The sequence below is a fragment of the Capnocytophaga gingivalis genome (assembly GCF_002302415.1).
In the GTDB taxonomy this organism is placed as follows: Bacteria; Bacteroidota; Bacteroidia; order Flavobacteriales; family Flavobacteriaceae; genus Capnocytophaga; species Capnocytophaga gingivalis.
This window is the reverse complement of the sequence record NZ_CP022386.1, coordinates 737,093-759,575: the sequence shown is the minus strand read 5'-3', so window position 1 is coordinate 759,575 and position 22,483 is coordinate 737,093. Positions and strand designations below refer to the sequence as shown.

Annotated in this window: 22 protein-coding genes; 8 read left to right on the top strand and 14 right to left on the bottom strand. The window is 39.3% G+C overall.

Features of this window, described 5'->3' with window-relative positions; translation table 11 throughout:
* Complete coding sequence (locus CGC50_RS03615; protein WP_095909718.1) at positions 1 to 1,428, top strand: RagB/SusD family nutrient uptake outer membrane protein; 1,428 nt, start codon at positions 1 to 3, stop codon at positions 1,426 to 1,428.
* A 70-nt stretch (positions 1,429 to 1,498) separates the two neighbouring features.
* Here CGC50_RS03615 and CGC50_RS03610 read toward each other — a convergent pair whose 3' ends face one another.
* The 9 genes from CGC50_RS03610 to CGC50_RS03570 form a co-directional block, all read right to left on the bottom strand.
* Positions 1,499 to 2,374 carry a DMT family transporter gene (locus CGC50_RS03610; protein WP_095909717.1) on the bottom strand — a complete coding sequence of 292 codons (876 nt, stop codon included), beginning with the start codon at positions 2,372 to 2,374 and terminating at the stop codon, positions 1,499 to 1,501.
* 18 nt (positions 2,375 to 2,392) lie between these two features.
* The gene (rfbB, locus tag CGC50_RS03605; RefSeq protein ID WP_095909716.1) at positions 2,393 to 3,415 is read right to left on the bottom strand and encodes a dTDP-glucose 4,6-dehydratase; all 1,023 of its coding nucleotides are present in this window, start codon (positions 3,413 to 3,415) and stop codon (positions 2,393 to 2,395) included.
* Positions 3,416 to 3,417: 2 nt separating this feature from the next.
* Complete coding sequence (rfbD, locus tag CGC50_RS03600) at positions 3,418 to 4,287, bottom strand: dTDP-4-dehydrorhamnose reductase (RefSeq protein ID WP_002670682.1); 870 nt, start codon at positions 4,285 to 4,287, stop codon at positions 3,418 to 3,420.
* Positions 4,288 to 4,299: 12 nt separating this feature from the next.
* Complete coding sequence (gene rfbC, locus CGC50_RS03595; RefSeq protein WP_002670525.1) at positions 4,300 to 4,866, bottom strand: dTDP-4-dehydrorhamnose 3,5-epimerase; 567 nt, start codon at positions 4,864 to 4,866, stop codon at positions 4,300 to 4,302.
* Positions 4,867 to 4,878: 12 nt separating this feature from the next.
* A complete protein-coding gene (rfbA, locus tag CGC50_RS03590) occupies positions 4,879 to 5,751 on the bottom strand; it encodes a glucose-1-phosphate thymidylyltransferase RfbA (RefSeq protein ID WP_002670763.1) in 873 nt (290 codons plus the stop codon).
* Between the two features lie 161 nt (positions 5,752 to 5,912).
* On the bottom strand, positions 5,913 to 6,839 hold the full coding sequence (locus CGC50_RS03585) for an RNA polymerase sigma factor sigma-70 region 4 domain-containing protein (protein ID WP_095909715.1): 927 nt from the start codon (positions 6,837 to 6,839) through the stop codon (positions 5,913 to 5,915).
* A gap of 13 nt (positions 6,840 to 6,852) precedes the next feature.
* Positions 6,853 to 7,929 (bottom strand): DUF4625 domain-containing protein, encoded by a 1,077-nt coding sequence (locus CGC50_RS03580; protein WP_232781181.1) that lies wholly within the window; start codon positions 7,927 to 7,929, stop codon positions 6,853 to 6,855.
* 31 nt (positions 7,930 to 7,960) lie between these two features.
* Entirely contained in the window at positions 7,961 to 10,267 is a 2,307-nt protein-coding gene (locus tag CGC50_RS03575) for a TonB-dependent receptor (RefSeq protein WP_095909714.1), read from the bottom strand.
* A gap of 112 nt (positions 10,268 to 10,379) precedes the next feature.
* A complete protein-coding gene (locus tag CGC50_RS03570) occupies positions 10,380 to 10,730 on the bottom strand; it encodes a hypothetical protein (protein ID WP_232781180.1) in 351 nt (116 codons plus the stop codon).
* 152 nt (positions 10,731 to 10,882) lie between these two features.
* Between CGC50_RS03570 and CGC50_RS03565 the strand changes: the two genes are divergently transcribed.
* From CGC50_RS03565 to CGC50_RS03555, 3 genes are read left to right on the top strand one after another with little or no spacing between them, the layout of a single operon-like run.
* On the top strand, positions 10,883 to 11,431 hold the full coding sequence (locus tag CGC50_RS03565) for a hypothetical protein (protein WP_095909713.1): 549 nt from the start codon (positions 10,883 to 10,885) through the stop codon (positions 11,429 to 11,431).
* Positions 11,421 to 12,605: a DNA ligase-like domain-containing protein gene (locus CGC50_RS03560; RefSeq protein WP_095909712.1), complete on the top strand. Its 1,185-nt coding sequence runs from the start codon at positions 11,421 to 11,423 to the stop codon at positions 12,603 to 12,605. The genes CGC50_RS03565 and CGC50_RS03560 overlap by 11 nt, the downstream gene beginning before the upstream one ends.
* Positions 12,602 to 13,540, top strand: a complete 939-nt coding sequence (locus CGC50_RS03555; protein WP_095909711.1) for a phosphatase domain-containing protein — start codon at positions 12,602 to 12,604, stop codon at positions 13,538 to 13,540. The genes CGC50_RS03560 and CGC50_RS03555 overlap by 4 nt, the downstream gene beginning before the upstream one ends.
* Here the strand turns inward: CGC50_RS03555 and mreD are convergent.
* The 5 genes from mreD to CGC50_RS03530 form a co-directional block, all read right to left on the bottom strand.
* On the bottom strand, positions 13,537 to 14,046 hold the full coding sequence (gene mreD / locus CGC50_RS03550) for a rod shape-determining protein MreD (RefSeq protein ID WP_095909710.1): 510 nt from the start codon (positions 14,044 to 14,046) through the stop codon (positions 13,537 to 13,539). The genes CGC50_RS03555 and mreD overlap by 4 nt on opposite strands.
* Positions 14,039 to 14,881 (bottom strand): rod shape-determining protein MreC, encoded by an 843-nt coding sequence (gene mreC / locus CGC50_RS03545; RefSeq protein ID WP_095909709.1) that lies wholly within the window; start codon positions 14,879 to 14,881, stop codon positions 14,039 to 14,041. Before mreC ends, mreD begins: the two co-directional genes overlap by 8 nt.
* A complete protein-coding gene (locus CGC50_RS03540) occupies positions 14,882 to 15,910 on the bottom strand; it encodes a rod shape-determining protein (protein ID WP_002670762.1) in 1,029 nt (342 codons plus the stop codon).
* A 203-nt stretch (positions 15,911 to 16,113) separates the two neighbouring features.
* Entirely contained in the window at positions 16,114 to 17,685 is a 1,572-nt protein-coding gene (locus CGC50_RS03535) for an NAD(P)H-hydrate dehydratase (protein ID WP_095909708.1), read from the bottom strand.
* A 19-nt stretch (positions 17,686 to 17,704) separates the two neighbouring features.
* On the bottom strand, positions 17,705 to 18,052 hold the full coding sequence (locus tag CGC50_RS03530; protein WP_232781178.1) for a hypothetical protein: 348 nt from the start codon (positions 18,050 to 18,052) through the stop codon (positions 17,705 to 17,707).
* Between the two features lie 221 nt (positions 18,053 to 18,273).
* Between CGC50_RS03530 and CGC50_RS03525 the strand changes: the two genes are divergently transcribed.
* From CGC50_RS03525 to CGC50_RS03510, 4 genes are all read left to right on the top strand, one after another.
* A complete protein-coding gene (locus tag CGC50_RS03525) occupies positions 18,274 to 19,647 on the top strand; it encodes a TlpA family protein disulfide reductase (protein ID WP_095909706.1) in 1,374 nt (457 codons plus the stop codon).
* A gap of 426 nt (positions 19,648 to 20,073) precedes the next feature.
* On the top strand, positions 20,074 to 20,517 hold the full coding sequence (locus CGC50_RS03520; protein WP_095909705.1) for an SMI1/KNR4 family protein: 444 nt from the start codon (positions 20,074 to 20,076) through the stop codon (positions 20,515 to 20,517).
* Positions 20,518 to 20,712: 195 nt separating this feature from the next.
* On the top strand, positions 20,713 to 21,204 hold the full coding sequence (locus CGC50_RS03515; RefSeq protein ID WP_095909704.1) for a dihydrofolate reductase: 492 nt from the start codon (positions 20,713 to 20,715) through the stop codon (positions 21,202 to 21,204).
* A 1-nt stretch (position 21,205) separates the two neighbouring features.
* Entirely contained in the window at positions 21,206 to 22,450 is a 1,245-nt protein-coding gene (locus tag CGC50_RS03510; protein WP_095909703.1) for an alpha/beta hydrolase, read from the top strand.
* Positions 22,451 to 22,483: the final 33 nt, after the last annotated feature.

Here is a 22,483-nt window from a genome sequence, read left to right as displayed (position 1 = left end):
ATGAAAAAAATATTATATACTTCTATTTTCCTTATGGGAGGATTAGCACTGACCTCTTGCAGTAAGGATTTTACAGAGACTAAGTTTTATCAGTCTAAAAATGCAGAACCTCTTACCTCGGTGGAGGAATTGACCTCATTTGTCAATGGTGCTTATGCTGGAATGCGTAATATGAATTATTTAGGAGCTTATTATTTGGCTTATGGAGAAGTACGTTCTGATGAGATGTATAACAACTTGGCCGTAGGACGCTTTAGAGGGGAAAGCACCTATACGATGGATGCCAATAACGGAAATGCTCGTGGGACTTGGGATGCCATTTATAGGGTGGTGGCCAATGCAAATATCGTTATTAATTCAGCTAATAATCTTACTTGGCTACAGAGTAATGATACCACAAAAATAGCTAATGAGGTTAAAAGCCTTAAAGCTCAGGCTTATGCTATTCGAGGACTTGCTTTCTTTGATTTGCTACGCCTTTATGGACAGAAATATGCAGGAGGTGATTTAGGAGTTCCTCTTCCTTTGGAATACAACCCTACAGCTTCCTCTTCTCGGGCAACTATTGCACAGACAGAAGCCCAAATAGAAGCAGATTGGGAAAAAGCACTTAATTTGTTCCAAGAAGTAGCTGATTCTCAAGGAACAACGCTTGTTGATTTAGTAGATGCTACAAATAAAACTCAATTATCTCCTTTATCAGTAAAGGCTTACCAGTCTCGTTTTTATCTCTATAAAGGAAATTGGGAGAGAGTAATTTCTCTTTCTCAGGAGATCATTACCTCTGGGAAATATTCTGTAGTACCAGCAGCGGATCTGGAGACCTCTTTTACTAAACCAAGCGCTACCAATAGTGTATTTGAATTGGCTGTCGGTGTTAATGGCTCTCTTGGTGCTGAATCTTATGAATATCTGTTCAATAGTAGTGGTTATGGGACAATCTTACTGACAGATTATGCTTATGGCTTGTATGAAGATGATGATGTAAGAAAAGGTCTTGTCGTAGGAAGTAGCGATGATGGTTATTATTTAGATGGAAAATTCTCTGACTTGCAATCCAAATCCAATGTAAAGTTGGTGCGTTATGAGGAGGTATTGCTCAATGCAACAGAAGCTTATCTGAAAAAAGGAAATGCAGCCTCTGCGCTTACTTATTATAACCAACTTAGAACACAAAGAGGGCTTACTGCAGCAGCAACTGTAACTTTGGATGAACTCAAGAAGGAAAGACTTAGGGAACTTTTAGGAGAAGGTCTTCGTTATTGGGATTTGCTCCGTTGGGGAGATCCTGTACCTTATTATAGCCGAACAGGAGCGACTAATCCAGCAAATAACCGAACTGTACCTAATAATCTATTCGTTTTCCCTATTCCTCAGTTAGAAAGGAATAGTGAATACAGCAACGTCACTCAGAACGCTGGATACTAAATACTCTTTGTATATTTTAACGAAGGAAAACCATTCTAATTGCGGAATGGTTTTTCTTTTTTGCCATAGATTACTTAGGGTGTTTCCTAAAGAGGATATCTATCAATACTCCTGTGATGATTACCATACCTCCTATCACCAATGAAGGGGTGAGTTGTTCTCCAAAGAGTCCTACACTGATAAGTACAGCTACAATCGGTTCAAAAGCTCCCATAATAGCTGTAGGAGTGGAACCTATATAGCGAACAGCATAGACTAAGGTTACCAAAGATAGGGAAGTGGTGATAATGGCAAATAAGGTCAGATCTCCTGCTAATGCCCAAGAGGAAATGGAGATGCTTTCCCTCAGAAGAAGGGACTTGACCAAGAAGTAAAGGGAGGAAAAAAGCATGGAGTAGAAGGAAATCTTCACTCCTGAGGATTCTATACGTACTTTATTGACAATGAGGATATAGAGGGCATACACCAAAGCACCTAATAGGGAAATACCTAAACCTATATAGTTTAGAGCTTCTCCCTTTTTGATACTGAGTACCCCCACACCAACCACAACTAATAACAGTGAAAGGAGCGTAGGGATCGTGAGTTTCTCTTTGTAGAAAAGGATCAATACTAATGCAACAATGATGGGATAGCTGAAAAAAATAGTAGAGGCAATCCCAGGGGAAAGGTAATCATAGGCCAGGAAGAGAAACTCTGCTGAGAGGGCATAGAGTAGTCCCAAGAGACTCATAATCAACATTTCTCGGAAGGAGATATGCAATCTTTCCTTTTGGTAAAAGAGGAAGAAAACAATAGCTCCACTGGCGATAAGGAAACGATAAAAAAGAGTGGCATCTACCGAGAAAGATTCCTCTTTTTTGATAGGAATCATAAAAAGAGGAATCAATCCATAGGTAAATGCTGAAATAAAGGCACATAAGTACCCTTTTACTATGTCTTTCATAATAGAAATTGCCTTAGGCTATAGCAAATCTTTAAAATAAGAGAGATACCAGTCAATAGTTTTTACAATACCTGTCTCAAAATTCTCTTGTGCTCTCCAGCCCAATTGTGTCTCTATCTTAGTCGCATCAATGGCATATCGGCGATCGTGTCCCGCGCGGTCTTGTACAAAGGCGATGAGGTCTTTGTAGGATTTACCATTGGGGAGTGGACGCTTTTGGTCTAAGATCTCGCAGATGTGTCCTGCAATAAAGAGGTTATTACGCTCATTGCGCCCTCCTATATTGTAGGTTTCTCCAGCCTTGCCTTGGTGGAATACAAGGTCAATCCCTGTACAATGGTCTAATACATAGAGCCAGTCACGTACATTTTTTCCATCTCCATATATAGGGATGGCTTCTCCCTGTAGTGCCTTGCGGATAATGGTAGGAATGAGTTTTTCCTTATGTTGCTTAGGCCCATAGTTATTGGAACAATTGGAGGTGGTTACATTCATCCCATAGGTATGGAAGTAAGCGCGAACAATCATATCCGACGAAGCTTTGGAGGCACTATAAGGGGAGTTAGGAGCATAGGGAGTGGTCTCTGTAAAAAGACCTGTTTCGCCTAGGGTACCATACACCTCATCGGTGGAGATATGGTGGAAGCGAGCCTCTTTGTACGCTTCTTTCACTACGAAAGGTGCCTCCATCCAGTGATGACGCGCTACATCCAAGAGGGTAAAGGTACCATGTATGTTGGTAGTGATAAAAGCATCAGGGTTGGCAATAGAATTGTCCACATGAGATTCCGCAGCAAAGTGAATCACTCCTTGGAAATGATATTTCTCAAAGAGGGATTCCACCAGTGCCCTATCACAAATATCACCTTGTACAAAAGTATAATTGCTTGCTTTTTCAACCTCTACAAGGTTGCTTAGGTCTCCTGCATAGGTGAGTTTATCTAAGTTTACTAATTGATAATCAGGGTATTTATTGACGAAATATACAACAAAGTTAGCTCCAATAAATCCGGCACCTCCGGTGATTAAGATGTGTTTCATAGTTATACTAACGAGGTATTATTTGTCATTAGGGCAATGAGGGAATCTCTCCAATAGGGGATAGGAAAGTTAAAATCGGTTTTGATCTTGCTTTTGTCCAATACAGAGTAAGCAGGGCGGGCTGCTGGAGTAGGGAACTCGTGTGTTTTACAAGGGATTACCTTGCAATCACTGCCAGCGAGTCTGAGTGTTTCTACAGCAAAATCGAACCAAGAGCATACTCCTTCGTTGGAGAAGTGATATACATCCTGTCGGCCTCGGTATAGCTTATTTTCAATGACAAAGATGATGAATCGGGCTAAATCCTTGGCATAAGTAGGAGTGCTTACCTGGTCGAAAACCACCTTGATCTCCTTGCGTTCTTTGCTCAGGCGTAGGATGTTCTTTACAAAATTGTTCCCAAAGGCAGAGTATAGCCAAGAGGTTCTTAGGATAAGGAAGTCAATATCAGAATGTTGCAAGGCACTTTCTCCTAATAGTTTTGTCTGTCCGTACGCTCCCAGAGGAGAAGTAGCATCGGTTTCAGTGTAGGGGGTATTCTTTTCTCCAGCGAATACATAATCGGTGGAGAGGTGGATACAAGCACTTCCTTGTTCAGTACAAGCATTGGCTATGTTCTTTACAGCCAGATGATTAACCAGATTAGCGGTCTCCTTGTCTATCTCAGAACCATTTACATTGGTATAAGCGGCACAGTTGATAACCAACTCTATTTCATTCTTTTTGAAGAAAGCTTTGATAGCAGCTGCATCAGTGACGTCCAATTCGTTTTTAGTAGTGAAAATATAATGATTGGAAACAGAATTGTGTAATTCTTGTTTGATTTCCAAAGCCAACTGTCCGCTGGCTCCTGTAACGAGTATATTTTTCATATAATGGATGTTTTAATATAATTTTTCTTTGTAATCAAATTCCCATACCTCTTGCAAGAGAGGTCCTTGTTGGTCTTTTTGGGAGAGAATAATATCATTGTGAGGAATCTTCCAATCAATACCTATAGTTGGGTCATTCCAGAGTACACTTCCCTCATGAGTAGGCGCATAGAAAGAATCACACTTGTATTGGAAGATAGCCTCTGGGCTGAGTACCACAAAGCCATGGGCAAATCCACGAGGGATAAAGAACTGTCTTTTGTTTTGTTCGGTAAGTTCTACACCTATATATTGACCAAAAGTAGGGGAGCCTCGGCGAATGTCTACAGCTACATCCCAGACAATCCCTTTGACTACACGAACTAATTTGGATTGTGCATATGGAGGCCTCTGGAAGTGTAAGCCCCTGAGCACTCCATAGGAGGATTTAGATTCGTTGTCTTGTACAAAGGTGGTATTGCAGACTTCCTCTACGAATTTCTGTTGGGAGAAGGATTCAAAGAAGTATCCTCTTTCGTCCGAGAATACCTTAGGTTCTATAATAACCAATCCCTCAATAGCTGTTTTGATTGTATTCATTATATATAGATTTTATTTTACAAGCTCCAAAAGATATTGTCCATATCCGTTTTTGAATAGTTCTTGACCTACCTTGGTGACTTGTTCTTTGGAGATCCATCCACGGTGATAGGCTATTTCTTCCAAGCAGGATATCTTGAGTCCTTGTCGTTTCTCTAAGGTTTCTACAAAGTTGGTGGCTTCCGTTAGGGAATCATGAGTGCCTGTGTCAAGCCAAGCAAAACCACGACCTAGGAGTTGTACTTTGAGTTCTTTGGAAGATAAAAACTCCTGATTGACAGAGGTGATTTCCAACTCTCCTCTCTGTGAAGGTTTTATTTTCTTAGCAATCTCTACGACCTTGTTCGGGTAGAAGTATAACCCTACAATCGCATAGTTGGACTTGGGGTCTTTGGGTTTTTCTTCTATAGAAAGGACATTACCCTCAGGGTCAAACTCGGCCACACCATAGCGCTCTGGGTCTTTTACATAATAGCCAAAGACAGTTGCTTTTCTCTCTTCTTTGACATTGGCTACCGCTTGGGAGAGCATTTTGGAAAAAGACTGCCCATAGAAGATATTATCCCCTAAGATAAGGCATACATCATCTTCTCCAATAAACTCTTCTCCAATAATAAAGGCTTGTGCCAGCCCATCAGGAGAGGGCTGTACGGCATAGGAGAGTTGCACACCGAACTGACTTCCATCCCCCAGTAGGCGGTGGAAAGAATCTGCATCCTCCCTGGTGGTGATGATGAGAATCTCCCGAATACCAGAGAGCATAAGCACTGATAATGGATAGTAAATCATGGGCTTATCATAGATAGGGAGTAGCTGCTTGGAAATACCCTTAGTGATAGGATAGAGCCTTGTTCCAGAACCCCCTGCTAAAATAATTCCTTTCATGAAAATTTTTTCGCAAAAGTAAAATAAAAAAATGGAATCTTCATTGATTTTAGGTTTTATTTATGAATAAAATTAAAGAATTTTTAGAAATAAAAATGACCAATAACAAATATTTGTGAGAGATATTTGTCATTGGTCATTATTTTCTTTTTTGATTCTTTCTACATCCAGTAAGTAGCTGAATCGTGTTTGTCACGAGCTTCATCTATGAGTTGTTTCACTCTCTCAGGAGTGATTCCATAATAATCAGCTACTTCCTTATAGTAACGATTTTCTTCTTCTCCTCCTCCAGAGGCGATGGAAGTAATCACATATACGGGTATTTTTTGTGAAAAATCCGTAGTACTACGAGCTATTAGTTCACTGCCAGGAGCGTTGAAAGGATAGAATACTCCTTTTTCGTTATTCTTATTTTTAGTTCCTCTTAGTACATGAAAGAGACTTACTCGAATATCATACTTAGCATAAGCTTTTGTAGGAGAAAAATATCCTTTGAGTCCTAATGGATTATCGGTAAGTTCGGATTTTTTAGTACTATTTTTGGAATCAATAAAATCACCTACAGGTACATTTTCAGGATTTGTATCACGGTAAGTATAAGTGAATAAAGAACCTATATCAGTGCCTACATCATTTGTCTTTTTTGTATTGGTATATTCTCTTACTTCAAAAAAATGTTGGTGAATAGGCAACATTTGTTCGGAAGTAAACTCATAGTTCATGCGTTGTCCTTTGGAGTTGTAGTAGATAATTTCCATTGCATAGTGAGCACCCTCGATCATTACTACAGGATTTTCTTGAGTTAGTATCTTTCCATCCATATCCTTACGAACCCAATTCTTGGTCTGCTCGTCCAATTCAAACTTGAATTTTTGTATAGGAGCAATGATACTTTCTGGATCACCATGGAAACGAACGCCATGTAGATGTCCTCGACGAATCACAAATTCTACTTTAGCAGGGTCTTCATGACCTTTGTCTTCTTTTTCATTGGTCGGAGTAGCGGCTTCTTTGCTACAAGAAGTAAGAACAAAACCTAAGGCAGCAGTAGCCAATAGGGTTTTAAAAGTGTTGGTTATACGTTTCATATGCTAAGTGTTTTTAATTTTGTTTTAGGTTGTTATTATAATCATTAGGGCGGTTGAATTCTAAAGAAATTTCATAGGTGTGGCTTTCTCTTTTGTATTTGATTTTTACAATAGGAGTATTTTTAGCCTTAGAACTTTCGGATGCAGGTTTGTTCGGATTTGCATTCCATAGGATAGAAGCATCGGTTTCCTTTAGTTCTGCATTAGAGAAGGTGTTGTAAAATTCTTCTTTTTTAAATCTTTTTTCAGAATATCCTTTGTCGTCATCTTCTCGAATGTATTGGTAAGGTTTTTTGCTAAAAGAAGAGATATAATCTTCAAAATATTCAAAAACTTCCTTGGACTGGTTGTTGGTTACCTCTTGTCCATTAGCATCTACAGGAATAATGGTAATGCTATCAACACCTTCGTATGATTCATAAGGAAGTTTGTCCAAATCAAATACATTGCCAAAACTTACTTGTATTTTGTATCTTTGGAAAGGAGCTTCTTTGTTAGTAGCATAATATACTAATGGGTCAAACGGACTATCTTGTTCATAAGTGACATTTCCATTGCTAAATTTTGCTATAAAATCTTCTTTTTTTAGACCTATATATTTATTTAGGATACCTAATTGTAGAGAAGATAACGGAAGTGCTTCATTTTCAGTAAAAATTCTTTTCTTGACTACCTTTAGTGTCTCTTTTATGGAAGTTGTTTTGTTATTCTGATCAGTAACAAAGAGTTGAAAATCATAATTTCCTTCTTTAGCATCTGTAGGAATATCTACATGTTTGTGTATTTTTCCTCCTTTTTTTCCTACAAAATCAGCAAAAGCTTCCTCTATCTTGAAGGAGGACTCCCCATTTTGATAAGTAATTTGTAGTTTTGCTTGTTGGATGGTTCCTTCTGCGGTAAGGGTTGCTTCCACATGTAACTCATCACCTATATATCCTATTTTGGAATTTGCTTCTCCTAATTCCACTCCCTCAATAGTAGGGGCTGAGGTATCTGGGCTTGTGTTTTCGTCCTTAGAACAAGAGAATAAAAGGACAGAAGAAAACATAGCCAATGAGATATTTTTTAATACATTAGTTATTTTTTTCATTTTTTCTAAAATTAGTGTTTAACAATATTTTCTAAAAATTATAATTCAATCTCAAATATATATTCCTACCCAAGTCATGGGCGTAATATCGAAAGCGGTTGGTGTATTCCTTATAGAGCTTATTCAACAGATTTTCTCCAGAGAGCCGGATTCCGAGGCTTTGGTGTGGCCCTATGTTTATAGTACCCCCTATGGCTGCTTCAAAGAGATGATAGGCTTCGGGCGTGGTGGCAACCAGTTCCTGAGAGGGCTCAAAGCGAGTTTGTTTGGCAACAAAGGTATGTCCTATACTCGCCTCAAGACTTTGAAAAATACCTCGGGGAGCACTTTTCCACAGCAATGATTGGCTCAGCCTTGGAGCAGGAATAAAGGGAAAATACCGGCCAGTCTTTAGCTCATTGGCAAAAACGAGAGCACCTCTGAACTCGTAGGATAGGCTTTGTGAATGATCATGCCATTGGGCAAGCCTTATCAGTGCTTCCAAGTCAGCCCCTCGAAAGAAAGCATCTGCTTGGGTGTATTGGAATATAGGGTATACTCCAGAGAATAGGGTGCGCGTCTCTCCAGTGGGGTAGTCATAGATGTAGCCCTTGATCACTTGAGCATAAGCATCTACACTGAGGTCTATCCCCTTGTCAGGGTTCTTATAGTCAAGAGCAGTAATCCACTTCACACCTGTTTCTGGATGTAAAGAGGAATCTCCTAGATTGTAAGTCCCTGCTCCATGGTGTAAGCCACTGCTGTAGAGCTCATTCACCTGTGGAGCTCGCCAAGCGACTCCTATATTGCTGCTCAGTGATAGTTTGTCTGAAGCTTCCCACGCTCCTCCTAAGCTATAGGTGATATTGTGGAAGTTATGCTCTCCTCCATAACGCTGAGAATACATATCATAGCCATCAGCATTGAGGTACTTATAGTCATACCTAATGCCTGCTTCGCCAGTCCATCTCCCTTTGTGGTATTTCTCAATAGCAAAGGCGCCATAGCTAATGGAGGCAAAGTTAGGAATAACAGGTACCACTCCTGTTCCTGGCTGGTTATAGTTGTCCTGATGGGAGAAACTCCCACCTATGGTTGTTTTCCAGAGGGGGTTGTCTATACTTTCCCAATAGGCTTCGACCAAGTGAGTAGTAAGCCACATATTCAGAGCAGGGATACGGGTTCTATCCAATCGTCGTAGGCTGAACTCCTGGCGGATATCCTTTTGGAAGGCATATTGGGTGGTGAACTTCCCTCCAAAGGGGGGAAGGTAGTAAGCCTTGGCTTTGAATAGGTGGTGTATAACCTTCTGCTTTGGAGCTTCTATATTATAGGAAAAGGGGTAGGTGGTCAGGGGGCGACCAATTTCGAATCGAGCCAAAAGGTCATCCAGATTTCCTATATGAGAGCCATAGAATACACTACTTTCGTTTTCATATCGGCTATAGAAGGCCTCCACTGCACCGACTTCTTTTTGTACCCCTGTGGCTATGGCAAAGTTGGCTTCCCGAGCTGCTGTATTGTTCAGTACATAATCGGCAGTGTGTATATCTCCAGAACGCTTGAGGGACCCTTGTATGCGCCAAGCCCAGTCGTGGAGTTTGGGTATGGAGCTTTCTAATTTTACCGAGGTGGCTGTTTTTCGTCCGTTAGAAGCAAAAGATGGAGCAATCTCTCCATGGAGTCCATCTCCGTAAGGGAGCTTATTAGGGGCGATGACAATCACTCCTCCTAAGGCATCAGAGCCATAGCGTACAGCATCAGCACCTTTGATCACAGTAATCTTATCAGCTACACTGGGATCTATCTCTGGAGCATGGTCAGCACCCCATTGCTGTCCCTCCTGGCGTACTTCGTTGTTGAGGATTAGGATACGATTGCTGTGTAAGCCATGGATCACAGGCTTGGCTATAGTGGCTCCTGTTTGTATCATGGAAACTCCTGATACAGAAGTGAGTACCTTGGCCAATTGCTCTCCGGAGTTCTCCTGAAGCTGTGCTTTGTCAAGGGTTGCATTCGCCTTCAGTGGCTGGGATGCTTTTCCTAAAAGAGTTGTCCCTGAGAGTAGGTTGACTTCTTCTTGCAGAGTAATTATATAAGGATTTGCAGCAGGAATGCTGATAGTAGCCTCATAGTCCAAAAATCCTAAGTAGTTTACCTTGATAGGGTATTTCCCTTTGGATAGCTTTGGGATACTTACTCGCCCGTTGTTGTCACTTACATAGTGCTTTCCCATGAAGTGCACTACGGCACTGGGGAGGGGTTGCTTCTGACTGTCTTCTATACTTAAGTGGAGTGTTTCTTGTCCATACAAGGAAAAAACACTGACAAAAAGGAAAAGACATAAAATCTTTCGCATGGTATAATAAATGATTAATAATCAGTGATCTGTGAAAAGAACACAAGGGGAAGACACTATATAATAGCGCCTGATAAGGGTAAGAATTTTTAATTTCTTACCATGTTGATAATCAACAATGAATGGAAGTGGTAGGAGGCCCTCTGGAGAGAGAGGTAGAGGAGGTAAGGACTGTTGTCTTTTCACTAAAGAAAAATACAAAACTGTCATTTACCTCAAGCAGATGATAGCTAAAAGTAGAGAGAACAAAACTGTGGTGTAGCTGTAGGTATACACAATCATGGTGCTTTTCTGCTTGGGAGATATGAGTGCTGTGATCGCACTTTTTCCCATTGACATGAGCACATACTTCCTTATCTGATAGGTGGTTATGGAAGAATTCACCTACAGGAAAAGCAACTTTCAGCATGCACACAAGCAGCAAAAAAGCAAAGAAATGAATATGTATTTTGCTTTGTCTCATTCAAAGTACAAAATTACAAAAAGAATATGAAAAAAACAATATTGTCTAAGGGTAATTTTCGAAGTGAAATCGTTAAAAATAACCTAAAATATTTCTTACGTAAGAACATTGCGTAGTCCTATCGTATCTTTGCACTCGTAAAACAAAGAACAATGGATGAAAGGCACTTAATCTCTCAGGCATTTCCTTCTTATCTGATACAAGAGGCTACAGCGTTGGCTGATTTTCTTCTCAAAAGAGAGGCTTGTCTTCATGAGATGGTGGGACAGGAGAGGGTGATACTCTCAGGGGAATCTTTGGTGATTCCAAAAAGGGTGTATTTTGGTAAATATAATCCAAAATCGCTGACTTCCCGAGAGGAACTGATGCTCTACTGTTTGTATCTCTCTCATCATAATGGATACTTCAGGGAGCAATATCTCCAAGAGGTATTACAGTCAAAGGAGGATTTTGTGTTGCCTTATGTAGCCCTGCTCTTGGGAGACTATGTGCATGAGATATTGGAGGTACTTGCTAAAAACCTTCCAAAGGAGATGAAGGGCAGGTTAAAATCTTTCTTGGCTGAAAATCCTCAACTGAAAAGGCGTATTGAAAGCCGTATCGTTAGTTATTGGGATTGTTATTATAAGGGGGCTTGCCCTGATCTGAAACAATATATAGGATATCAACTTTTTAAAAATATAGACAAATATGGAAGATAAAACATTGATAAAAAAGCGAATAGATTGGTTTTGTAAGAATAAGATTAATGCTTTTTCCCCTACCATCTCTCCCGCACCTAAGTCCGTAGAGCGCAATGAGATAGAGAGCTTATATGAGGGGATTTTGTGGTTTGTCCTCAATGGGGTAAAGGAGATTGTGATTGAAAAGAAGTACATGGGTTCTTATTGTGATATTTATCTGCATAGGCGATTGGAAGATACGTATTTGGTCAGTAGGAACGGATACAAAATCAATCACTTAGACCAAGAACAATGCTTGCGAGCTTTGCAGGGGTTACATGATAGATTCTCTTGGGATGGGGTGGAGCTTCGTATCATTCAGTCGGAGTTGATGCCTTGGTCTATTCTGGGGAAAGGACTTATAAATAATGAGTTCTCAGCTTATTACATTTCTCATGAGATTCATGCTGAATATTTGGTACAGAGTTCGTTATATGAAAAATTGCAAAAGATTCAGCAGGAACCAGCATATCTTTCTTTTGTAGCTGATGCTAAGGTGCTTTCTGCCAAAGAGCTCAAGGACAAATATCCTATGCATATTATTCGTCAGTATCAGTCGATAAGGGATTTTAAGTTCTTGGACTTGCCTCACTACCAGCAGAATATACAGCTTTTCAAGCGTCAGTTGGATATTTTCGGCAAGGAAGCTGCCCCATTCTTTAAGCCTTTTAATATTCTTAAGGAGGTATATACCGATGGAAGAGAGCACTTTGTGAATGACAATTTGAGTTTTCAGCAAATAAATGATGATGATTTTCTCCATTATCAGTTTGCAGATAGGGAGGATTTCGAGGCTAAGTACCCCCAGATACGTGCTTGGGTAGATCAGGTTAACCAAAGTGATGAAGAAGGGGTGGTCATCAAGCCTCGTACGGCTTTCCTTCCTGGGATGCCTCCAGCTTTCAAGGTGCGCAACAATGATTACCTGACACTGGTCTATGGAGTGGATTTTCAAGATAGACTACAGGAGCAAATCGCAAAGCGAAATATCAAAGGGAAGCTCCGTTGTTCTATCAATGACTGGGCGATTAATGCCAAACTCTTGGCCATTCCTTATAATGAACTTGGCGAAGAGAACTACGAACTGAAAAACTTAGTATTGGATCGTATATTAGGTGAGGAAATAGAAAATCAATTAGATAGCAGATTATGAGTACAAAAAATAATACACATCACTTTCCTAAGCTCCTTATCTTAGTAGGAGCACCAGGGTCGGGGAAATCTACCTTTGCCCGCTATTTTATTCGTACAGAGGATAATTGGGTACGAGTGAATCGAGATGATTTTCGCCTGATGCAGTTTGGCGATTCTCTGATGTCTCCTTTCTATGAGGAACGGATTACCAAGATGGTGGAGGCTTCCGTAATTGCTCTTTTGAAGAATCGTACCAATGTGATTATAGATGCAACCAATAGCTCCTTGCGCTCTTTGGAGGATATGGTACGCACTTATACGGAGTATGCTGATATTTCTTTTAAGGTGTTTGACCTGCCTGTGGAAGAATTAGTTAAGCGCTGTGATAAGCGTTGTGAGCAAACGGGTAAGTTTATCCCTAAAAGTGCCATAGAAAAACATGTAACCCAACTACAATATACCAAGGAGAAATTCGATTTCAAACCTATTCCCAGAGCACTGAAGGAGACTTCTCTTACTTATGCTAACCAAGACACCTCTTTGCCAAAAGCAGTGATCTGTGATCTGGATGGGACTCTTTCCTTGCTCAATGGAAGAGATCCATATAACGCCTCTACAGCGGATCAGGATTTGCTCAATACTCCAGTGGCTATGGTGCTGAAGATGGCAAAGCAGCAGAGGTACAAGGTTGTCTTGCTCTCTGGAAGAGAGAATGCTTACCGAGAGCCCACCGAACGCTTCCTTGCAAAGTATCAGATAGATTATGATTTATTGCTTATGCGCGATACCAATGATTATAGAAAGGATAACATCATCAAAAAAGAACTTTTCTTAGAAGAGATACAAGGGAAATATTTCGTAGAATTTCTTTTGGATGATCGTAACCAAGTGGTCGATATGTGGCGACGAGAGCTTGCTTTGCCTTGTTTTCAAGTGAACTATGGTGATTTCTAATATTTTTCCTCCTTGCGGTTACCGATGAGTTGTTCCACCAATAGGCAAACAATCGTGGAGAGTAGGATATTGATCAAGGTCTTATGAAGGGTGAATATCCATAGTTCCCATTGAAAAGTTTCCAAAATAGAAAAAATAATATGGAAAATAAAGGTGAAGGAAAGAATATAAAGCAATCGTAGGGTGAAGCTCACTTGTAGGAGCTTTATGGGTTGCTCGTCAAAGTTTTGCCCAAAGAACAGACGAATCAGTAGTGGACGCAGGAAAACAACACAGAGGGTAGCGCAGGTATAGATACCTCCTGTCTGCGAAAAAATATCAATGGCAAGCCCCGAAAGAGTCGCCAAAAGAAGCAAAGGTGTCTTATTCTCCACTGAAGGATAGGTCATGAAGAAGAGTAAATACAAAGCAGGGTCAGCATACCCAAACAAATTTATATTGTTCAGGACGATTCCCTGTAGGAGTACCCAACCTATGAGCTGAAAAATGTATGTTAAGCTATTCATCTACTTGGGTTTGTATTTGCTCTTCTATTTGTTTTATAGGAACTTGTTCTTTGTTCTTGATGATGTATATGTGCTGTAATTGCTGCATATTGGTGAACAATTTCACCTGTGATAACAGAGAATTATCACGAGTATTGGCATTGACACTCTTGACCTTTCCTATAGGAATCCCTTTGGGGAAGATACTCGAATGCCCAGCAGTGACGATGGAGTCTCCTACGGAGATAGTCGCAAGGCTTGGGATATCACTGAGTTGTACCACGGTAGGGTCTTTGCCATCCCAAGAGAGAGTGCCATAATAGCCTGATTTCTGGTGGGTAGCGCTGATTTTTGAAAGCGTATTGAGTACAGATTGGACTGATGAGAATCGCTCAGAGGCCTTGTCAATAATCCCTACAATGCCTTGAGGAGAAACCACTCCCATATCCTCATGGATACTATCGCGAGTTCCCTTGTCGATAATCAGATAGTTTTTGGACAGATTATAGCTATTCTTGATAACTTCCCCTCTGTACACGCTATAGCTCTCAGGAGAGAATAGCAAAATAGGATCCTGGGAGAGTTCTTCTAATTTTTTAGCTTTGACACTGAGTAATTCCTTGTGGAGTCTTTCATTCTCCTGTGTGAGAAGCTCATTCTGCTGGCGAAGGTTGAAGTACCCTTCTATACCACTTCGCAGCATGTACACATCTCCCATTACCCCTGTAGCTATGTATAGAAATTTTGATTTTTGAAAAGAATTTCTATCTAAAACAAGGGTAAAGGAAAAAATGAAAAGCAATAGGAAGACCAAAAAATCCTTTTGACGCTTGAAAAATAATAAAATCAGCCGCATCTATTTCATTAGGATAGTTTTGAATTTATCTATATTCTTCAGAGTGATACCTGTACCCCTTACTACAGCACGCAAAGGGTCTTCTGCTACATATACAGGTAGGTCAGTACGCATGGAGATACGCTTATCCAAGCCGCGAAGCATGGAACCACCTCCCGCCATATAGATTCCAGTATTATAGATATCAGCTGCCAATTCAGGAGGTGTCTGAGAAAGGGTTTCCATGATGGCATCTTCTATACGGAGAATTGATTTGTCTAAGGCTTTCGCCACTTCTCTGTGAGAGATCTCTACCTGCTTAGGTTTTCCTGTAAGTAGATCTCTACCTTGTACCAACATAGGATCAGGTGGAGAATCTATCTCTTCAATAGCTGCACCGGTATTGATTTTAATGTTCTCCGCGGTAGTCTCGCCTATATATAGGTTGTGGCGTGTACGCATATAGTAGATAATATCGTTGGTGAATACATCTCCAGCGATTTTCACAGATTTATCACATACGATACCTCCTAAGGAGATTACCGCAATCTCTGCCGTACCACCTCCTATATCGATAATCATATTTCCTTTGGCTTGCATGATATCCAAGCCTATCCCAATAGCTGCCGCCATAGGTTCATAGATTAGGAATATCTCTTTACCATTGACCCTTTCACAGGATTCACGCACAGCACGCATCTCCACTTCGGTAATTCCAGAGGGGATACATACCACTATTTTAAGAGAAGGAGAGAAAAAACGTCTTTTCAAAGGTGGAATACTCCTTATGAAGGCGTTGATCATCTGCTCAGAAGCATCGAAGTCAGCGATGACCCCATCTTTCAAGGGGCGTACCGTCTTGATACGTTCATACGTTTTTCCTTGCATGAGTTGAGCCTCTTTCCCTACGGCGATGATTTTGTTGGAGCTTAAGTCTCGCGCCACTATAGAAGGACTATCTACCACTACTTTATCTTTGTGGATAATAAGTGTATTGGCAGTACCTAAGTCAATGGCTATTTCTTCTGTTAAGAAATCAAAAAATCCCATGATAATATCTTTTATTTATATTAAATATCTATATTTTGTTAGCAAAAAAATAACATGAATAGAGGTTTGAAAAAAGTACACACTTTTTAGCCGTCAAAGGTATGAAAAAAAAATGAAAGAAAAACTTATAAAAATGTTTTTTTTACCTAAAAAAATGCTGTTACATATGTAACAGCATTTTTTAAGTAATTATAGTTAGGTGTTTAGAACTGTAAATAATCTATAATATCACTGGCAATCATGGTGTTTTTCTTGGTATTTCTCACATAAGTATCTGCGGCTTTACCGTGTATATAGGTTCCTACAATAGCAGCATTCAGGGGAGTGTATCCTTGAGAGAGCAGGCCAGTGAGTACTCCAGTGAGTACATCACCACTACCCGCAGTAGCCATAGCAGGGTTGCCGGTGGAGTTTACCCAAAAATGATCTCCATCAGTAATCATAGTGAAAGCTCCTTTAACGATGAGTATCACTTTATATTTCTTAGCAAATTGCTTTACTTTCTCTTGACGTTCTAAGTCATTTGCCCATTTTCCTATAAGGCGCTCAAGCTCTTTAGGATGAGGGGTGAGAATGGTATTTTTAGGTAAAGATCGCTGAAGGTCTTCGCTGGAGGCTACTAAGTTGAGCGCGTCCGCATCGATAACAAAAGGTACATTGGCAAATGTCCTAAGCAAGGAGGCTAAGGTACCTTGCGCATAAGCGGAGGTACCCATTCCTACTCCTATTCCAATGGCGCTGGGCTGGAAAGGAATTTCGGTAGGGGAGAGCGCTTCCTCTTGTGAGGAGGTAAGTACCATCGCTTCAGGGAGGGCTGTTTGTGCTATATTATAGCCACACTTAGGCAGTAGCAGTGTTAGCATCCCAGCACCGCTTTTGAGGGTAGCCTTCCCGCTGAGAATAGGCGCTCCTATCTTCCCATAGCTTCCTCCTACCAGTAGGGCATGTCCGTAGGTGCCTTTGTTAGTAAAACGGTGGCGTGTGCGTAGTAATCGCTTGATTTCTTTGTCGGTAGTATAGTCATATTCGGTAGCTACATCTTTGAGATAGTCAAAGGATAAAGGGAGGGGCAGCACTTCCCAATAAGGGATGTAGCGTCCTGTCTGAGGAAGGAGGAAAGGAAGCTTAGGCGCGAAGAAGGTAAGCACTACATGAGGGGTTACAAAGAGGTCTTTCTCATGTCTGTCCTCTCCTAAGTAAAGTCCTGAAGGTGTGTCTATACTGATGATGAGTCCTCTCTGGCGGTTTACTTCTTCGAATACGCGCTGTACCCATGGAGATACACGGCGGGAAAGCCCAATACCGAAAATAGCATCGATAGTAATAGGCTGAGTGCCATTATATTTGTTAGCAACAAACTCTTCAAAACCTTTGGCAGGCTTGCCTTTGAGGGTTGGGAAAGGTTTTTCATTGGCTTGTAGGAAGTCTTCAGAGGTCTCTGGTTGGCTAAGAGTATGGATCTCAACAGAGGGTATCTCTTTGAGTAAGTTCAAGTTCTTGGTAAAATCTTCGGAATGAATCTCACTGAAAGGGACAATGGTTACCTTCACTTTCTTACCCATTTGGGCAAGCATTCTCCCTAAGGCAAGTCCATCCCCTCCATTGTTACCCACACCAGCATAGATGTGATAAGGGTTGTCTCCAGGGAGGTTCTTCTTGATCCAAGCCAAAATGTTTGAAGCGGCTTTTTCCATGTGATCCCAAGAAGTAATCTGTTGTTCTTCAATAGTCTGCTGATCGGCAGCGTGCATTTGCTCATTAGTAAGTATTTTCATAAGTGTACTATATTATTTATTAGGGTTTGGTTGGTAAATAATCCATTTTTATAAAATAGGAAAGGATAGCTTCTTTCAAGAGACTTTTTTGTTGCTGTTCACTTAGGGAGAGGTGATCTTTAGTTCTTCTATAGAAAGGCCAACCTTCCTTGTCTTTGTATTCAAAAAAGTAATATCCATAGGGTTCTAATACTTTACAAGTACCTACATGTATGAGGTTGATTTTGTCATCTCTCGAAAAAGTATCATGAAGCTTACCTACTTCCTGTAAGCCTATCAGGTATAGGATACTATCTATACTTAGGGTTCTGCCTATGGGAAAATCCTTCAGTAGCTTAGTGGTAAGTTCCTCCCACAAAGTATCCATTGTTTTATCTGTTGTCACTGGGTTGTTCTAAGAGAGAGCAAAGATAGTGAATTTTACTCAAATTTCAAGATATGAACAAGGAAATTTATTTTGTTAAAAACTTTTATGTATTGAAAAACAATGAATTAAAATATTTTCAATACATTTTTTCTTATTAATAGTTGTTTTTTCAATTGTTTTATCTAATTTTGTAGTTCAGTTTCAGAAATAAAGAAGAAATAATGAAAAAAATTTTTATTACAAGTATAGCTGCCTTTAGCTTATTGTCAGCCTGTAAAGATAAGACTGCCCAAGGGAATGTGGATTATGCAGTGATCTCAGGAAAAGTATTCTTACCAGGAGAGAGCCAAAAAATAGTTTTGGCACACAATGATGAAATATACAAGGAAATTCCTGTTCTTTCAGATGGGACTTTTCGTGATACCATTCGTCCTATAACTGATAATCATTTTTTCTATCTTATAGAGAATATGACTGTACAGGTACCTTTGTATTTGGATAAGGGTACCAATATAGAACTTTCTCTCAATGAGGATATTACCAAGACAACAGTATCAGGAACTGAAACAAAGAAAACACAGTATTTGATAGAAAAAGAGAATTTTATCAATGAAAAAATAAATGGGGCTGACTCTAATCTCTTTGGACAAAAACCACAAGAGTTCAAAGAGAATATAAAATCCATTTTTAATGAACTTGACTCCAAGCTAAAGGCTTATAATTTTGATAATGATTTTGTAGAAAATCAGCAAAAATGGGCTAAATATAAGTATATAGAATATCTTATCGCTTACCCTACTTACCATGCTTATTCTATAGGTAAGGAGGCCATCCTTCCTGATGGTTTCTATGCAGAAAGAGATCAGATAGATTATGATAATGCACAAGAGTATGCTGCTGTAGATTCTTATAGAGATTTGGTACGCAGTAAATACTTTGAAATGCTTGGAGATGCCAGTAACCCAGAACAGATAGAAGGTTTCCTAAAAATGGCTTCATCTATCAAATCAGATAATATTCGTACTGATTTGGCTAAAGCAGTAGTGAGTCTTATCGCTCCTGGTAACAGTAAAAACAAAGAGATATTGGACTTCGTTCTTAAGAATGTAAAAGAAGATGACCTCAAGCAAGTGGCACAAAAATCTTTCGAAGTAGCTTCTCGATTGGTTGCTGGTAAGGATTCTCCTGTATTTACCAATTATGAAAAGATAGATGGTGGCACTGCTTCTTTGGCCGATTTCAAAGGAAAATTAGTATATATAGATGTATGGGCTTCATGGTGCAAACCTTGTGTGGGTGAGATTCCTCATCTAAAAGAATTGGAAGCTAAGTTCCATGGTAAAAATATAGAGTTCGTAAGCATTTCTATCGATGAAGACAAAGAAGCTTGGAAGAGTGCTGTAAAAGCTCATGATCTTAAGGGAGTACAACTCATTGCTGATAATGCTTTCAAGTCTCAGTTTATTTTGGACTATGATATTAACCAGATTCCAACTTTCCTTCTTATAGATAAGAATGGTAAGATTGTAGATCCTAATGCACCACGTCCTTCTGATCCACGCTTGGCAGAAGTCTTAGAAAAGCTCTTAAAATAAAATCTTAATGTCAAGGTCAAACAGAATTTTAGTCAGTTTGCCAATTTTGTAAAGAAAGAATATGCCGAAAATATCTGTTATCCCAAGAGGAAACAAATATTTTCGGCTTTTTGATTATTACAGAAAGGTTGTGCTAAAGCTACCCCTCCTCACTTTTAGAGCTAATAATTAGGGTATTGGTTTGGTAATAAATATTTTAGGAAAAGCTCTCCGTAGGGAAGGAAGCTATAAAATAGGTAATTAGGTAGTTTTATAGTTAATTAGAAGTGGTTTGCGAAAAATAGGTATAAGCAAGCGTAGGGGCGATTTGCAAATCGCTCTTGAAAAAAGTAAATTAAGAATTAACCTTTTGTTCTATTTATTTGCATTCTAAATATGTTTGACTATAAAAGAGAGAATATAATTAAGGTAATAATATTGTAAAAAATGATACAATCTATTATTGAAAAGTATAAAGATAAAATAACTGTAGGAACCAAAGGCTTTATAAATATAACTTGGATAGAGCAAACCGAAAAGAAATTAGGTTTTCCTTTACCCAATAGTTATAAAGAGATGTTATTAAACTATGAATTTATCTCTGTTTGTGGAATTGATTTTAAAACTATTGCTCCACCTGAATATCAAGAGGATGCCGATATTGATATTTATTATACTTATCAAGTAAATTTGCAAAATAATCTATTCCAAAAGGATGAATTGGCTTTCTTAGAGATGGATGAAGAGACTTATTTCTTTAAAATTGAGGAAGTAGGTCAAGCTAATGAATATCCTGTTTATATTCGGGATTATATGATGAATGAAGATCGTCTATATGCCAATAGCTTTCAAGAGTTTTTAGAACATTTTTTTGGCATGCTATTGAAATAGCAAGTTTATTTATAACCAAAAAGAAATGGTTTGCGAATTTATCAATACGGAAATAGAGAGGCTGTTCGAAGAGTTTTTTCAGGACAGCCTTTTTTATTTGGAGCTAAATATTTTTCAAATGGATGAAATTTTAACATTTTAAAGAGTTAAAAATAAATAAATAATTGTACTTTTGCCTCGTTCAAATAGCATACAATGTCTTTAACACTTATAGCCGCTTTGGATTTAGAAAATGGGATAGGGAAGAACAACCAGCTTCTATGGCATCTTCCTGATGATTTTGCACGTTTCAAACAACTGACTATGGGGCATTGTGTGATTATGGGACGAAAGACTTGGGAGTCCTTACCAAAACTGCTACCTAAGCGAACTCATATTATTATCTCAAGGGAGGAATTACCTCAGAGGGAACATTGTGTTGTTACCTCCTCCATAGAGGAGGCTATCATAGAAGCCAAAAAGAGAGATGCTTCACCCTTTATCATAGGGGGAGGGGAGATCTACCGGCAAACGATTTCCTTGGCTACCACCTTAGAGCTTACTCGTGTACAGGCACATATAGAAGCAGATACTTTTTTCCCAGAGATAGATCTTACCCAATGGGAACTCATAGAGCGTGTCTTTCACCCCAAAGATGAGAGACATGCATATGATTTTTATTTTGAAACCTATAACAAACATTTATAAGATGAAAAAGTTTTTACTGATTCTTCTAAGTGCTTATATGACAAATGTATGGGCACAGATTACTACAGAGAATTTGGGGTCGAAATCCCTTGATGGAACACGTAAGGTTACCATAGTCCTTCCTGATGGCTATGATAAGCGGGAAAGATATCCCTTATTTGTCGTACTCAATGCCAGTAGCCTTTTAGAGCCTACCGTAAGTAGTATGCGTTATTTCAACAAAACAGGGGAAGTACCACCTGCAATTGTCGTAGGTATCTATAATACTGAGAGTGATGTTACTATCCCAGAGGAAACCGGAATTCCTTTCAATGACACCGCTAATTTCTTTGAATTTGTAGGACAAGTCGTTGTTCCTCATGTACAGAGTAAATATGCTGTAAACTCTTTCAAAGGAATTATAGGCGATGGGGAAGCAGGTAACTTTATCAATTACTATTTACTGAAAGAAAATGCACTTTTTGATGCTTATATTTCTCTTTCTCCCAATGTAACTGAGAAAATAATTCCTTCTATGCCAGAACAGGTGGATTCTTTCAAAAGACCCATTTTTTATTATTTAGGTTGGGCGCAGATAGATGATAATGCTAAGTTGAAGAAAGTGAAAGAGTTACACAACCTTATGAATACTAAGGAATATACGAATGGTTTTTATTATTATCAAGAATTTCCAAGAGTTTCTATCAGTGCAGTCCCAGTATCAGGAATTCCAGAGGCTTTAAATTTGTTTTTTGAGCTTTATCGTCCTATTACTATGCGAGAATATGCCGAGAAGGTGGTGAGAGTGCAAACCAATACCACTCAGTATTTGCAAGATAAGTATAAGAGTATCAAGGATTTGTATGGTATAGACAAGGCGCCCTTATTGGAAGATGTCAAGAGTATTTATGCTGCTATACTCAAGAATGCCGATTTTGAATCTATACCTATATTGGTTAAGTATATAAAACCTTATTATAAGGATACTGCTCTACCTGATTATTTAGAAGGAGATTACTATCTACGTATCCAAGAACCTCAGAAGGCTTTCCGTGCACTACAGCGTGCCTATGGTGCTAAGGAAATAGACTTTGTGACTAAGGAATTGATCAGTCAGACTCTCGAAAGGCTCCAAAAAGAGGCAAGAGGGAAGCTCAAAACCAAGAAGGGAGATGTAGTTATTCCAGAAAAAACCGAGCAATCTGCTGAGGGTAATTCAGCAGAAAATGCAAAAGACACAGAAAATAATACTTCCAAAACGGAGTAAAATATACTGATTTTCATATAGTTGTGTAAAATA